This window comes from Fontimonas thermophila (genome assembly GCF_900113085.1).
Lineage (GTDB): Bacteria > Pseudomonadota > Gammaproteobacteria > Nevskiales > Nevskiaceae > Solimonas > Solimonas thermophila.
The window spans coordinates 334,964-348,316 of record NZ_FOOC01000002.1 but is presented as its reverse complement, the minus strand read 5'-3'; the positions used below and the strand labels follow the sequence as shown (position 1 = coordinate 348,316).

Below are 13,353 nucleotides of genomic sequence, written 5' to 3'. Positions count from 1 at the left end.
TCACCACTTTTTTCGCAGGGCGTCCTTGATCACGTCGTTCTCGAACATCTGTTCGGCCAGCAGCTTCTTCAGCCGGGTGTTCTCCGCCTCCAGCTCCTTGAGCCGCTTGGCCTCCGGCACGCTCATGCCGCCGAACTTGCTGCGCCACAGGTAGTACGAGGCTTCGCTGAAGCCGTGCCGGCGGCACAGGTCCTTGACCGGCAGGCCGGCCTCCGCCTCACGCAGGAAGCCGATGATCTGCTCTTCGGTAAAACGCTTCTTCACGTCCAATCTCCTTGTCGTTGGGGATTGGACTCCAGATCGCCGTGCTACTCAAAGGCGGGGGGACGTCGGAAAGGCTGGAAAATGGCTGTGCCTTTCGAGCATCCGCTGGAGAAAGCCGCCTACGAAACAGGGCGCGCGATTTTTTATTACCGTGCCGGTCCTCACGATTTTTCCTGCGCAACCTGTCATGCCGCAACCGGCAAACGGATTCGTTTGCAAGCACTGCCAAACTTGACCGACCCCGCCGATGTACGCGCCGCCTATACCACCTGGCCGGCCTACCGTATTTCGCAGGGCGAGCTGCGGACCATGGAGTGGCGGCTGAACGATTGTTTCCGTCAGCAACGGTTTCCCGAGCTTCAGTATGGCTCCGATGCTGCCATTGCACTGACGATGTTTTTAGCCAAAAACGCCGAAGGTGGAGTGCTGTCTGCACCCGCACTCAAGCGCTAAAGCAGGCAAGCGGAGATCTCCGATGAGCATGGCGAAGATCACATGGCTGGGCGCAATGCTTTCGCTGTCGTGTGCGATGACAGCATTGGCCGCACCCCCGATCAAAGATGTATTGCTGGCTTCGTTCAAACCCAAAGGTCAGGCGACACTGGAGCGGCTCGACCAAGATGCCACGCAGAAAGCTTGTTCCACTGCAGAGACGGTATCGGGCGAGCTGGCTGCGCGGATCATTGCCGAAAACACGGCAACCATTCGCTACCCTGCCGATGGTCGGTATCTCGGTGACTGGAGAAACGGCGACAAGATCGCGCAGACCGGGACGGGTCTGCAGTATAGCGATGATCCGGCCAAGCCTGCGGGGGGTAATTGCTATGCCTGCCACCAGCTCGCCGAAGCCGAAATCGCCTACGGCACGATCGGTCCCAGCCTCAAGCACTACGGCAAGCTGCGTGGAACCAGTGAGGCAGTGCTCAAATACACCTGGGCCAAGATTTATAACGCACAGGCGTTCATGCCGTGCAGTACCATGCCGCGCTTCGGCTACAAAAACATTCTCAGCGAGCAGCAAATCCGTGATGTCATGGCGCTGCTATTCGATCCGGCATCACCCGTAAATCAATGATGAGCGCGCGATGAGCCTAAGTCGCCGAGAATTCCTGCATCTGCTCGCAGCATCCGCTGCCGCACGTTTTGCGCTGCAGTCACCGCAGGTGCTTGCTCATGGTGATGGTGACGCGTTTTATGACATCCCTGCGTTCGGCAATGTAAGTCTACTGCACATGACGGACAGCCATGCGCAATTATTGCCGGTCTATTTCCGTGAGCCGAGCGTCAATATCGGGGTTGGAGAGGCATTCGGGCGGCCACCGCATCTCGTTGGCAAGGCTTTGCTGACACACTACGGCATCAAGCCCGGCACGCGCGAGGCACACGCCCTCAGTGCGCTCGATTTTGTCGAAGCTGCACGCATCTACGGCAAGGTCGGCGGTTATGCGCACCTGGCGACGCTGGTGAAGCGCCTGCGTGCCACACGCAAAGGCACCTTGCTGCTCGATGGTGGCGATACTTGGCAGGGTTCGGCGACGTCGCTGTGGACGAATGCCCAGGATATGGTCGATGCGCAGCTTGCACTCGGCGTCGACGTGATGACTGGGCATTGGGAATTTACCTTTGGTGCTGAACGTGTGTTGCAGATCGTCAACGGCCCTTTCAAGGGGCGCATTGATTTCGTTGCGCACAACGTCAAGACCACGGATTTCGGCGACGCGGTATTCAAGCCCTATGTAATCCGGACAGTGAATGACATACCAGTTGCGGTGATCGGCCAGGCTTTTCCATATACGCCGATCGCCAATCCGCGCCATTTTGTTCCAGACTGGAGCTTCGGCATTCAGGAAGAGGGAGTACAGCATCAAATCGATGCGGCGCGTGCGCAAGGAGCACAGCTCGTCGTGTTGCTATCGCACAATGGCATGGATGTCGATCTCAAACTTGCCGGCCGTGTCCGGGGGCTTGACGCGATCCTGGGCGGACATACGCACGATGCCGTGCCGCAACCTGTTGTGGTCAAGAATGCTGGCGGACAAACACTGGTCTGCAATGTTGGGTGCAGTGGCAAATTCCTCGGCGTACTTGACTGCGAGGTCCGTGACGGCAGGCTCAAGGATTGGCGCTACCGGCTCGTGCCGGTGTTCGCCAATCTGTTGCCAGCTGATCCCGAGATGCAGGCAGTTATCGACCGGCATCGTGCGCCTTACGAGAAGCGATTGAATGAACGACTCGCCATTGCCGAGAGCCTGCTGTATCGCCGCGGGAACTTCAATGGCAGCTTTGATCAACTGATTCTCGATGCCTTGATGCAACAGAAAGACGCGCCCATCGCGTTCTCGCCCGGCTTTCGTTGGGGCACGACCTTGCTGCCGGGTGATCCGATTACGGTGGAGCGCTTGATGGATCAGACGGCGATCACGTATCCGAGCGTAACAGTCAACGAGTTTTCCGGCGAACAGATCAAATCAATTCTTGAAGACGTCGCTGACAACATCTTCAACGCGGATCCGTACTACCAACAGGGAGGGGACATGGTGCGGGTCGGAGGGCTGAGCTACGCGATCGAACCAGCCCAGACCATCGGCCAACGCATCCAGGATCTGCGGCTCGACGGCAAACCACTCGATGCATCCAAGAAGTATCGAGTCGCTGGATGGGCATCGGTATCAGCCGACGTCGAGGGCGAGCCAGTCTGGGAGGTCGTCGCGCGTTACCTGCGCGACCGCAAGACAATTGCACCTCCCCGTCTGAATCTCCCGCGCCTGATCGGAGTTGCTGGCAATCCAGGTTGGACTGATTCAACATGAATAGGCCCCGTGCCATCGTACTGCTGCTGTCCTGGGCGACGTTCGGGATCGTATGCAGTGCGAGCACGAGTGCCACGCTCGAGTTGCGCAGCCAACAACTCGGTCCACACACCTATTACGTGCAAGGCTCAGCCGGCCCAGCGTCGCGGGAAAACCGCGGATTCAATTCAAACGCAGGGTTCGTCGTGACTAGTGGTGGCGTAGTCGTTTTTGATGCACTCGGCACGCCAGCCCTCGGTCAAGCTCTGCTTGCCGAGATTCGGCGACGGACATCGGCTCCGATCCGCCGTGTCATTCTCAGTCACTATCATGCCGATCATGCTTATGGGCTCGGCCCATTGCGTACAGCTGGTGCGGAGATCTGGGCGCATCCAGGTGCACGGCTGTACTTGGACTCGGAATTGGCGCGTTTGCGGCAGGTGCAACGTCGCGAAGCGCTCGCACCGTGGGTGCCTGCCGACTTTCAGCTTGTCGAACCCGATCACTGGCTCGATGGTGATCTCAGTTTCGTGCTGGGTGACGTCACGTTCGAGGTGCGGCATGTCGGGCCGGCACACAGTCCTGAAGATCTGTCGATGCTGGTTTTGCCTGATGGGGTGATGTTCGCAGGCGATCTGGTTTTCGCTGGAAGAATCCCGTTCCTCGGGGAGGCCGACAGCGCACGCTGGCTTGCCGCGCTGGATCGTCTCGATGATCCACGGGCGCGTATCCTCGTTCCCGGGCATGGAGCGGCGTCAACCGATTGGCACAGTGCACTGCGTTTGACGCGGACGTATCTCACTGATCTGCGCGCACAGATGCGGCAAGCCGTTGCGGACTTACTGCCTTTCGATGAGGCCTATGCCCGTGCCGACTGGCGTGCATGGTCGTCACTCGCAGGCTTTGCCGAGGGTCATCGCGCCAACGCTTACACGGTTTATCTGGAAATGGAACGCGAGAGTCTCACCGAGCCACCGGCCACCGCTTCACCTGAATAAGGATGCGGTTTCCGTTCAAACTCGGGTTGTTGCGTGGCAAATCATTTTCGCAAGAGGAGAGCACGCATATGGTACCGATCACTGCCAATACGACGGCGTTACTGGATCCACTGGCCACTTTGCGCCAAAGAGACTCGATAAGAATGCCCTTCTCATGCGAGAGAAAAGAAAATTCCACACGGCGTGGAATGACTGCGTCAAGGGCACGCTTCTTGTCTGATTCGCTCACGTGGCTTTTGGCAGGTGCCTTATGGATTGCATCATTGCCAGCATCGGCGACCAACGGCTATTTCGCGCATGGATACAGCGCTTCGCAGAATGCACTTGGTGGCGCCGGTACCGCGCTCACCGAGGATGCATTAATCGTAACGATCAATCCTGCCGGATCGGCCTGGGTCGGGCGGCGGCTTGATGTGATTTTCAGCGTGTTTTCACCGATCCGCGACTACACCGCAGGCCCAGTGGGAGAGGGCGCCCAGAACAGCATTTTGCGCATCAGTGAGGGCAAGGTCGTTTCAGACAACGAGATGTTTTATATCCCAGGTTTTGCTTATGCCTTGCCGATCGACGATGTCTCCAGCTGGGGCATTGCAGTGTATGGCAACGGAGGCATGAACACCGAGTATCACGGCAACACAGCCCATTTCGGTGAAGGATTCGCCGACCCGACAACGTTGTTGATCAATCTGGAGACCGAGTGTCACGGCACTTTCGGCGGTGGCAGTCCCGTCGATGGTGCATCGGATACAGCTGGCTTTTGCGGCAACGACGATCCGACAGCCAGCGTGAACCTGATCCAGCTTTTCATCGCCCCGCACTATGCACGCAAAATCGGTGACCGGTCTTCGATCGGCATCGCGCCAATAATCGCCGGTCAGCGCTTTCGGGCCGATGGTTTGATGGCATTTTCAAAATTTTCCAACAAGCCCGATAAGGTTAGTGACAATGGATTCGATCTGTCCTATGGCTACGGTGCACGCATCGGCTTTCTCACCGGGCTGATTCCGGGTGTCGGTCTGGGGGGGTCTTACCAAAGCCGTATCCGTATGACGCCCTTCAAAAAATATGCCGGCCTTTTTGCAGACGACGGCGGTTTCGATATTCCGTCGAGCTGGAATCTTGGATTGTCGCTGCATTTCACCCCAGACTTACGACTCGTTTATGACTACCAACGGACGAATTACAGCGAGATCAAGTCGGTCGGCAACCGGTTCGACACCAACGATTTCATCAACAACTGCGCTATCCCGCGTTTGTTCTTCGGTTTAACCGGAGGCTTGATGGGCAGTGACGATCCCAATCCATCGTGTTTGGGATCCAAAACCGGCCCTGGTTTTGGCTGGCAGGATGTCGTCACCCACAAATTCGGTCTGCAATATCGGTTTGCGGCCTTCAAGTTCCGTATCGGATATAGCAAAGCCGACCAGCCGATTCCGGATACCGAAGTACTGTTCAACATCCTCGCACCCGGCGTCATCGAGGAGCACTACACGTTGGGTATTGAGTATCAGTACTCGCGTACTACGGGTTTTTCACTCGCGGCGATGTATGCCAAATCCAATCCCATCGTCGGCAAGAATCCGTTGAGTAACACCGATGCGACGATGGCCGATTTGCTCATTGGGGGCAATACCTCGACCTTGTTCGGCATCGATGAAAACGATCAGGACATTCACCTCGATATGCATCAGTGGCAAATCACCCTGGGATACACCTACCGGTTCGAATGAATGAAAGGAGAGAGACGATGGAAAGCATTAGCCATATTCTCGCCGCAGCTCTCGTCATGCTAGCGGCCTCGACAGCAGGTGTTGTTCATGCAGAAGCCCTGCAGCCCTATGTGCTGGCCTATACCGAGCCAGGGCCACTCGAAGCCTCGGTGACCAAAGTGAAGGACAAGCTCAGCACGGCAGGGTTTGAACTTATCGGTGAGTATTCACCATATGCCGGTGCCCACGTCGTTGCGATCACCAACGCTGATCTCAAGTCAGCGGCAGGCAAGAGCGAATACGGCGGATTTGGTGCCGTACAACATGTCGCGGTTACCCAGGTCGACGGTCAGAACCAGATCAGCTATCTGAATCTAAGGTATCTGGCTGCGGCCTATCGTTTGAACGACGACCTGTCGGGAACGGCGGGCCAGCTCGAAGCGGTGCTCGGCGCCCAGCAGAAATATGGTACCGAGAAAGGGCGAACCCCGGAGCAGCTCAAGTCGTTCAATTACATGGTCGGCATGGAGCGCTTCGATGATTTCTACCAGCTCGGACGGCACTCGAGCTACGAAGAAGCCGTTCGCACCGTCGAGGCTAATCTCAGGCAGGGGGTTGGCGGCACTGCATTCGTCTATAAGCTGGAGATTCCCGGCAAAAAGCAAACGGTCTTTGGCGTTTCCCGCGCCAACGTTTCCGATAAGCGGGCAAACGACAAGCACATCATGGCGGATACGGTCGAGAAGATGTTCACAATCAAGACCACCCCATATCTGCCTTACCAGATGATGGTCAATGATCAGGATGTCATCGCCTTGCACATGCGTTTTCGCATGGCGGTCTGGCATCCGGATCTGACGATGGGCACGTTCGGCAAGCTCATCTCCAGTCCGGGGGCGATCGAAGAACTGTTCCGGCAGGTCGCTGGGGGTAAGAGAAAGGATTTCTCGTTTTAAAGAGCTCTGGATGAATTCACACCTCAGGGCACGGAGGCTGTTGTTCTCCGTATCGGTTCGTCAGATCCGTGGGGTAGTGATACCGACCACGGGTTTACCCCGTGTCGTCCATTCGTGCATCGAGCCATCGTAGAGCCGAACCTTGCGATTGCCGAGTATCTCGCTTTGGATGAACCAAAGTCCGGATGCCATATGACCAGTGTTGCAGTACGCGATACTGGCCGCATTGGGATCGATGCCCTGCGCTTGCATGACAGCGCGGTACTCATCGGGGCTGAGAAACATATATGCCAGTCCTGCGGGTTTGAAACGCACGTCAGTCGGATAGTTCTTCGCGCCCGCAATATGCCCGCCGGCGAGAACGGTCGGTTTCTTGAAGCTCAGGCCCAGATACTGAGGGAGTGGGCGTGCGTCGATCAGTTGGATTTTTTTCTGATGCGCTGTTTCCACATCCGCCATCTCCGCGATGAGATCGGTACGGATATCAGTGGCTTCCCAGTCGCCTCGCGGCACAGCTGCGGTAACCGTCGTCACCGGGTAGCCCGATGCGAGCCACGCGGCGACTCCGCCATCGAGAATGGCGATTTGGTCTTCGCCGTAGACTTTCAATGACCAGTACAAGCGTGTCGCCTCCTCGATCTGACCGGCATCGTCACCAGTGGAGGCGATGACGATCGGCTTGCCCTTGATGAGGCCGGCGGCTTGCATGATTTCCTGAAACTCGGCCTTACTGGGCAGCATCTTGCTGATCTTGACGCCGCCGATCTCTCGGTCTGTGCGGATCTTGTTGAAATCGACTGGCAGGGTGCCCTCAATACGACCGCCGACGCTGATCAGCTTTTTCTGACCGGTCTTTGGATCTGTTTCGAATTCTGGTTCGGTCGTGAAAGTTTTGAGATCGTCACGCACGTCGAGGACAGTGACTTCATTCAAATGCTGCTTAAGCCAAGCCGCATCGACAAGTGGACCCGGCAGCATGGTTTCACCAAATCCTGGGAGAGCAAACAGGCCTGCCAGTAGAGCACCACCCAGTTTCAGTGCAATTTGAGCCATTTTCTTCATGTGGATATTCTCCAGGGATGGATGGTTTATATCCGCCTCTTGATCAATCGTTCGATCATGGCGATCTGGCGGGTCAGCGAGATACGCGAAGCACTGAGTATCTCAATACGGCGATCTTCGAGCAGGGTGGGGCGAGCTGCACCAATCCGTGCGTCTCGGGCCCGGAGCACTTCGACGATCGTCGGGCCGAACACGGTAATCAATGCGCGCAACCAGTCGTGCACCAGTTGTAGCCGGCGCGGACGGTCCATTCGAAACCTGCGCAGATAACGCAAGACTTTTGCTGCAGGCAGTAGATATTCGTCGGTTACCCAGCGATTGGTCGTGAACACACGCAATGGCAAGCCATACGGATCGACGGCGATGCCGATCAAGTGCGTTGCTGGACGCTCCCGGCGCCCAGTGTGGCGGAACAAGTGGAAATGACCGTGCTCACCTTGCGGACGGCGTGGATGCACGTGGTAGTAGTAGCGATAACGCCGCACTGTATCGACTGCATCGCAGTCAGGAAAGTGAATCCAAGGCGCAGGTGTTGCGCCCCCTACCAGCAAGCCGGGTACGGTGATGCCTTTGTGCGCGAGACGTGTGCTGATCTCCAGTAAACGCTCGGCTGCCTGTGCAGCCTCGGCCAGAGCACGCCTGCATTGCCACTGGGCAAGCGCGGTACCCATTTACACCAATTCAACCGCCGATGGCGCAGGGACTCTTGCGTTTTTGCTTCTTGGGTGCACACGGACTGGAGGGGCGTTCCTTGCCGCGCGCTTCATCAGTCGATGGGGTTTTAGCTTCCTCTGTGCCGGTGGCCGTGTTGGGTGTCTGGGTGGATTCCGGCGTCTTGTTAGCGTTTTTTGTCTGCGCGCCATCCTCTGCTTGAGCTACGGATAGGGCCGTGACCGTTCCCAGTGCCAGGAGCAGACCGGCAAGTGAGACAGACAGGCGGGATGCAGTGTGGGCAGGAGACCGGCTGGACGGTTTGTTCACTGGAAGCTCCGTGCAGTGGTACCGTGTGCGAGCGTGGGAGAAGCATTCGAAGGTGTGGTGCCGGTTGGAACTGGTGTGCGCGTGAACCAGGCGACCGCGCCGAACACGACCCCCAGTGCGACCAGCACAATCCAGTCCGGCACACCCAGCAATTCGGAAACAGTCTGAGCCTCGGGGCCGGGCAGGGCGTGCATCAACGGCTCGATCCAGGTGTAAACACCGGCAAAAGCGGCCGTCCCGACAAGAATCCCAAGGAAGAACACCAAACCGTCGAGGCGACCCGACATGAAACTCACCACTGAGGTTCCCGGGCAATAACCGCCGATCGCCATGCCGGCTCCGACGCCGACACCGCCGAGCAAAGTGGCCCAGAAATAAGTGGTTGGGATGAAAATATCTTCCTTGGACAGCAAGCCCAACACCTGCAACAGCCAGATGCCGGTCGCCGCCACCAAAATCGCGGTGAACATCACCTTGAAGACAGCCCAGTCCGTGAAGCGGAGCTGGGCGGTGAGTTTGCACCCACTGGCGAAACCGGCTCGCTCCAGCGCAAACCCGAAGATACCGCCGCAAACCAAACCCGAGACCGGACCGGTCAAATCGAGGGGGAGCGTCATTGCCAATACCTCCTCATGAGTAATCCCAGGGTAGCGCCCGTGACAAAGAATCCAATCAGGAACAAGAAACCGGCCGATGCGAGGGTCGCCGCGCCGGACAACCCCAAGCCACTGGTACAACCTAGCGAAAGACGCGCACCAAAACCCGCGATCGCGCCGCCGACGCCGGCCAGAACCAGGCGTCGCGCGATGGATAAACGCGTTGGGCCGTCTATGCTCCAGCGGAAGCGGCCGGCACTCATTGCGCCGATCAGCGCACCGATCGCGACACCGAATACCTGCCAGGTGATCCACAGGTCGAGGAGGCTACCGTTCTCCACCATCGGGCCGAAATATGCGTTGGCCTCGGTGGCCGCAGGCGCGAGGATATGACTGGTGGCCGCTGTCAGCGCCGTCGAAAAACCGCTGGCGCCGAGCCCATGTCCAGTCAGAATGAAGGTGAGCAGTAACCCAAGGCCGAGAAGAACACCGGCGGCATAGGGATTCCACAACGGTTTGCTCGTGCCACTCATGGGGCGCTCCTGCCGTCTGTCGCGGCGCTGGGTGTTTATTTGATCTCCTCCGCTGGAGATACCCATGCGGGTACGGGTGTTTTACACCAGTGTGGAACGCCCGTCAATCAAACGGAAATGCGCGCCATCGGCGGCGCGGCTGAGGTCTGGAGCGGCCGTGCGACGGACGGGTTGCTTCAGCCGTACTTGACCAATAGGTCTGAAACCGAGTGGAGTTTGCGGATGATTTTTTCGTTTGCGTGTTCGGAGCAGGCCTCGGCTTCATACGCGCAAGCGACCGTGGCAAAGAATGCCCGCTCCAGGGCTTTGCGCGCAGCGGCCATCTGCTGCAGCACCTGCTCACAACTCTCCTCGCGCTCGATCATGTTCTGGATGCCTCGTAGCTGCCCTTCGATGCGCCGTAGGCGTGCAATCAGGGCTTGCCGTGGGTTCGCGGCGGGATTCAGTGCGGCGGCTTTCATCGGGATGCTCGGGATAAATGGAATACGATAGACAGCGACGATACGGCAAGGAGTATCATGGGAATCATGGCGCGCAGCGCTGGCGCTCCTCTGGTTGCGCATCGGTTTTGCGCCACTTGCTGCAGTATCCTGGCGGCAGGAGAAAACAGTCAATGACTTCCTATTGGATGGAATAAGCGTATGACTATAGTGGATTTTACGCCGCTGTCGTCGGCGGCAGGCGGGTTGATCATCGGGCTGTCCGTGGTGCTGCTGATGCTCGGCATCGGCCGTATCGCAGGCATCAGCGGGATCTTGGGCGGCGCGCTCGGACCTTTGTCGGACGGCGATCGTGGTTGGCGGCTGTATTTCCTAGTAGGGCTGGTGGCGGGCGGGGTGTTGTATTCACTCGTCGCTGGTCCGGTCGGGCCGCTGCTGAAGGGTACCGAGCAATTGGTGCCGGCAATGATCGGTGCTGGACTGGTCGGTTTCGGCACCCGCATGGCCAATGGATGCACGTCAGGGCACGGCATCTGTGGTATCTCGCGTTTTTCTGCCCGATCAATCGTCGCGACCTTGAGCTTCATGCTGTCGGGCGCCGCAACGGTTTTCGTTGTCCGTCATCTGGTCTAAGAGGGGCATGCCGATGAAGGGACGTGATGCACTGGCGCTGTCGTCCGGTATTTTGTTCGGTATCGGCCTTGCGCTCTCGGGTATGACCAACCCCAACAAAGTCAAGAATTTCTTGGACTTTTCGGGAACGTGGGATCCGTCACTCGCGTTCGTGATGGGGGGGGCATTGCTGGTGGCGACGGTGGGATTCCGCGTGGTGCTGCGCAGGCCACAGCCGCTGTATGCGCCGAAGTTTCAGTTGCCGACCGCAACCGACCTCGATGCACGGCTGATCGCAGGCTCGATGATTTTCGGGATCGGCTGGGGCCTGAGCGGGTACTGCCCTGGGCCGGTGGTGACGTCGCTATCGACGTTCAGCACCGGCGCAGTGGCGGTGTTCGCCGCGCTGGCAGCAGGTATGCTCGCGCACGACCTGACTCTGGGGCATGCGCGCAGAAACAAGACAGAAACCCGCGATTCCACGGCATCCAGCTGATATCCCGCCGGCTCCGCGGGGCAGAGCTTATGCGTCCGCGAGCTGCTCGAGATAACGCTCGGCGTCGAGGGCGGCCTGGCAACCGGTGCCGGCAGAGGTGATCGCCTGACGATAGACGTGATCCATCACGTCGCCGGCAGCGAACACCCCCGGCACACTGGTTGCCGTCGCGTTGCCTTCGGTGCCGCCCTTGACCTTGATGTAACCGCCGGCCATTTCGAGCTGTCCCTCGAACATCGCGGTATTCGGCTGATGGCCGATGGCGATGAACACGCCCTTGACCGGGATTTCCCGGGTATCCCCAGTCAAAACGTTCTTCAACCGCACACCGGTGACCCCGCTTTCGTCGCCGAGTACTTCGTCAAGCGTCGAATTCCAGACGATGTCGACCTTGCCTTCGGCAGCGCGCTTGAACAGCTTGTCGTGCAGAATCTTTTCGCCCTTGAACTTGTCGCGACGATGCACGATGGTGACTTTGTTGGCAATGTTGGCGAGGTAAAGCGCTTCCTCGACGGCGGTGTTGCCGCCGCCGATGACGACCACGTCCTGGTTTTTGTAGAAAAAGCCGTCGCAGGTTGCGCAGGCGGAAACGCCCTTGCCCCGGAACGCTGTCTCACTGGGGATCCCTAGATACTTGGCGCTGGCGCCGGTGGCGATGATCAACGCATCGCAGCGGTACTCGCCTTGATCGCCTTTGAGAATGAACGGGCGGTTTTTCAGATCGACCGAGTGAATGTGGTCGTAGATGAATTGTGTGTCGAAGCGGGCGGCATGCTTCTGCATGCGCGCCATCAGATCCGGGCCCAGCAAACCTTCGACATCGCCGGGCCAGTTATCGACCTCGGTAGTCGTCATCAGCTGACCGCCGACTTCCAGACCCGTGATCAGCACGGGCTTGAGATTGGCACGTGCCGCATAAATCGCAGCGGTATAGCCGGCAGGACCGGAGCCAAGAATGATCAGACGGTGATGGTTCATGACGTGATCGTGTCCGAGACGTAAGACGGGTGGCGCAGGACAAGAGAGAAATCTGCAGCGGAAGATGAGGCGCTCGGGCATGCGCCTCATCCCCACCGCTGGAGGCGCCGATCAGAGTTTGGCAGCGTTCTTCGCGAGGTACTCGGCCACACCTTCCGGCGTTGCCTTCATTCCGGCGTCCCCCTTCTTCCAGCCTGCAGGGCAGACTTCGCCGTGCTGTTCAGTGAATTGCAATGCGTCGATCAGGCGCAATGCTTCATCGACGTTGCGGCCGAGCGGCAGGTTGTTGATCGTTGCGTGCTGCACGATTCCGGCCTTGTCGATCAGGAACGTGGCACGGAAGGCGACGCCATCCTGATGTTCGACGCCATAGGCCCGGGTGATCTCGTGATGGATGTCGGAGACCAGCGGGAACTTGACCGGACCGATGCCGCCCTTCTCAACAGGCGTATTGCGCCAGGCAAAGTGCGAGAAGTGGCTGTCGATCGACACGCCGATCACCTGCACGTTGCGCGATTCGAATTCCTTGATGCGATGATCGTGCGCGATGATTTCCGACGGGCAAACGAAAGTGAAGTCCAGCGGATAGAAAAACAGCAGGACGTACTTGCCCTTATAGTCGGAGAGCTTGATTTCCTTGAAGCTGCCGTCTGCCATGACGGCGGTGGCCTTGAAGTCGGGGGCGGGACGATTAACAAGCGTGCTCATGTTTCCAATGTCCTTCTTGGGTGTTGAGTCATTCCAGGGGTATTCGGATAAACCCTCGCCGCAGCCATGGAGGTGCGGTGACTGCGGGAGGGGCGCCATGCTACGCAGCCTCGTTCGATAGGTCAAAACATTTTTGTTCATATGCCCCATAGACGTCGATAATCGATGCGGGCGCCGCGCTGTCATCGAAATTTCATCTCTTGTTCATATGCTGCACCTGATTTCTAATGA

At 58.2% G+C, this 13,353-nt stretch carries 14 protein-coding genes and 2 pseudogenes; 8 read left to right on the top strand and 8 right to left on the bottom strand.

Annotated features, from left to right (window positions below; all coding sequences use genetic code 11):
- Positions 1 to 6: 6 nt before the first annotated feature.
- Positions 7 to 264 (bottom strand): annotated as a pseudogene (locus tag BMZ48_RS03370) (transposase); the annotation flags it as partial.
- A gap of 60 nt (positions 265 to 324) precedes the next feature.
- On the opposite strand from BMZ48_RS03370, the pseudogene soxA reads away from it, so the two are divergent.
- The 6 genes and pseudogenes from soxA to BMZ48_RS03340 form a co-directional block, all read left to right on the top strand.
- Positions 325 to 717: pseudogene (gene soxA / locus BMZ48_RS03365) on the top strand (sulfur oxidation c-type cytochrome SoxA); the annotation flags it as partial.
- 22 nt (positions 718 to 739) lie between these two features.
- Entirely contained in the window at positions 740 to 1,339 is a 600-nt protein-coding gene (soxX, locus tag BMZ48_RS03360; protein WP_200769488.1) for a sulfur oxidation c-type cytochrome SoxX, read from the top strand.
- Between the two features lie 10 nt (positions 1,340 to 1,349).
- Positions 1,350 to 3,074: a thiosulfohydrolase SoxB gene (soxB, locus tag BMZ48_RS03355; RefSeq protein ID WP_091531826.1), complete on the top strand. Its 1,725-nt coding sequence runs from the start codon at positions 1,350 to 1,352 to the stop codon at positions 3,072 to 3,074.
- An 83-nt stretch (positions 3,075 to 3,157) separates the two neighbouring features.
- Positions 3,158 to 4,051 carry an MBL fold metallo-hydrolase gene (locus BMZ48_RS03350; protein ID WP_234981503.1) on the top strand — a complete coding sequence of 298 codons (894 nt, stop codon included), beginning with the start codon at positions 3,158 to 3,160 and terminating at the stop codon, positions 4,049 to 4,051.
- A 212-nt stretch (positions 4,052 to 4,263) separates the two neighbouring features.
- Positions 4,264 to 5,781, top strand: coding sequence for an OmpP1/FadL family transporter (locus BMZ48_RS03345; RefSeq protein WP_143383608.1), 1,518 nt, complete (start codon positions 4,264 to 4,266; stop codon positions 5,779 to 5,781).
- Positions 5,782 to 5,798: 17 nt separating this feature from the next.
- Positions 5,799 to 6,716 (top strand): hypothetical protein, encoded by a 918-nt coding sequence (locus BMZ48_RS03340; RefSeq protein WP_143383607.1) that lies wholly within the window; start codon positions 5,799 to 5,801, stop codon positions 6,714 to 6,716.
- A gap of 60 nt (positions 6,717 to 6,776) precedes the next feature.
- Here BMZ48_RS03340 and BMZ48_RS03335 read toward each other — a convergent pair whose 3' ends face one another.
- The 5 genes from BMZ48_RS03335 to BMZ48_RS03315 form a co-directional block, all read right to left on the bottom strand.
- Complete coding sequence (locus BMZ48_RS03335; protein WP_091531811.1) at positions 6,777 to 7,778, bottom strand: sulfurtransferase; 1,002 nt, start codon at positions 7,776 to 7,778, stop codon at positions 6,777 to 6,779.
- A gap of 26 nt (positions 7,779 to 7,804) precedes the next feature.
- Entirely contained in the window at positions 7,805 to 8,449 is a 645-nt protein-coding gene (locus BMZ48_RS03330; protein ID WP_091531809.1) for a DUF6969 family protein, read from the bottom strand.
- Between the two features lie 306 nt (positions 8,450 to 8,755).
- Positions 8,756 to 9,358, bottom strand: a complete 603-nt coding sequence (locus BMZ48_RS03325; RefSeq protein ID WP_234981502.1) for a YeeE/YedE thiosulfate transporter family protein — start codon at positions 9,356 to 9,358, stop codon at positions 8,756 to 8,758.
- A 14-nt stretch (positions 9,359 to 9,372) separates the two neighbouring features.
- Positions 9,373 to 9,888 carry a YeeE/YedE thiosulfate transporter family protein gene (locus BMZ48_RS03320; RefSeq protein ID WP_091531944.1) on the bottom strand — a complete coding sequence of 172 codons (516 nt, stop codon included), beginning with the start codon at positions 9,886 to 9,888 and terminating at the stop codon, positions 9,373 to 9,375.
- 176 nt (positions 9,889 to 10,064) lie between these two features.
- Entirely contained in the window at positions 10,065 to 10,451 is a 387-nt protein-coding gene (locus BMZ48_RS03315) for a metal-sensitive transcriptional regulator (protein WP_234981501.1), read from the bottom strand.
- Between the two features lie 78 nt (positions 10,452 to 10,529).
- On the opposite strand from BMZ48_RS03315, the gene BMZ48_RS03310 reads away from it, so the two are divergent.
- Together BMZ48_RS03310 and BMZ48_RS03305 are read left to right on the top strand one after the other, a co-directional pair.
- Positions 10,530 to 10,961, top strand: coding sequence for a YeeE/YedE family protein (locus tag BMZ48_RS03310; RefSeq protein WP_091531800.1), 432 nt, complete (start codon positions 10,530 to 10,532; stop codon positions 10,959 to 10,961).
- 13 nt (positions 10,962 to 10,974) lie between these two features.
- The gene (locus BMZ48_RS03305) at positions 10,975 to 11,436 is read left to right on the top strand and encodes a YeeE/YedE family protein (protein ID WP_091531936.1); all 462 of its coding nucleotides are present in this window, start codon (positions 10,975 to 10,977) and stop codon (positions 11,434 to 11,436) included.
- Between the two features lie 27 nt (positions 11,437 to 11,463).
- On the opposite strand, the gene trxB is transcribed toward BMZ48_RS03305, so the two are convergent.
- Positions 11,464 to 12,414, bottom strand: a complete 951-nt coding sequence (gene trxB, locus BMZ48_RS03300; protein WP_091531796.1) for a thioredoxin-disulfide reductase — start codon at positions 12,412 to 12,414, stop codon at positions 11,464 to 11,466.
- Between the two features lie 111 nt (positions 12,415 to 12,525).
- Entirely contained in the window at positions 12,526 to 13,122 is a 597-nt protein-coding gene (locus tag BMZ48_RS03295; RefSeq protein WP_091531793.1) for a peroxiredoxin, read from the bottom strand.
- Between the last annotated feature and the right edge of the window lie 231 nt (positions 13,123 to 13,353).

What these genes read in the sequence shown, in the direction of transcription:
- soxX (WP_200769488.1), top strand. Translation starts at nt 740, where the DNA reads ATGAGCATGGCGAAGATCACATGGCTGGGCGCAATGCTTTCGCTGTCG.
- BMZ48_RS03320 (WP_091531944.1), bottom strand. Translation starts at nt 9,888, where the DNA reads ATGAGTGGCACGAGCAAACCGTTGTGGAATCCCTATGCCGCCGGTGTT.
- BMZ48_RS03335 (WP_091531811.1), bottom strand. Translation starts at nt 7,778, where the DNA reads ATGAAGAAAATGGCTCAAATTGCACTGAAACTGGGTGGTGCTCTACTG.
- BMZ48_RS03340 (WP_143383607.1), top strand. Translation starts at nt 5,799, where the DNA reads ATGGAAAGCATTAGCCATATTCTCGCCGCAGCTCTCGTCATGCTAGCG.
- soxB (WP_091531826.1), top strand. Translation starts at nt 1,350, where the DNA reads ATGAGCCTAAGTCGCCGAGAATTCCTGCATCTGCTCGCAGCATCCGCT.
- BMZ48_RS03295 (WP_091531793.1), bottom strand. Translation starts at nt 13,122, where the DNA reads ATGAGCACGCTTGTTAATCGTCCCGCCCCCGACTTCAAGGCCACCGCC.
- BMZ48_RS03310 (WP_091531800.1), top strand. Translation starts at nt 10,530, where the DNA reads ATGACTATAGTGGATTTTACGCCGCTGTCGTCGGCGGCAGGCGGGTTG.
- BMZ48_RS03315 (WP_234981501.1), bottom strand. Translation starts at nt 10,451, where the DNA reads ATGCGCAACCAGAGGAGCGCCAGCGCTGCGCGCCATGATTCCCATGAT.
- BMZ48_RS03305 (WP_091531936.1), top strand. Translation starts at nt 10,975, where the DNA reads ATGAAGGGACGTGATGCACTGGCGCTGTCGTCCGGTATTTTGTTCGGT.
- BMZ48_RS03330 (WP_091531809.1), bottom strand. Translation starts at nt 8,449, where the DNA reads ATGGGTACCGCGCTTGCCCAGTGGCAATGCAGGCGTGCTCTGGCCGAG.
- trxB (WP_091531796.1), bottom strand. Translation starts at nt 12,414, where the DNA reads ATGAACCATCACCGTCTGATCATTCTTGGCTCCGGTCCTGCCGGCTAT.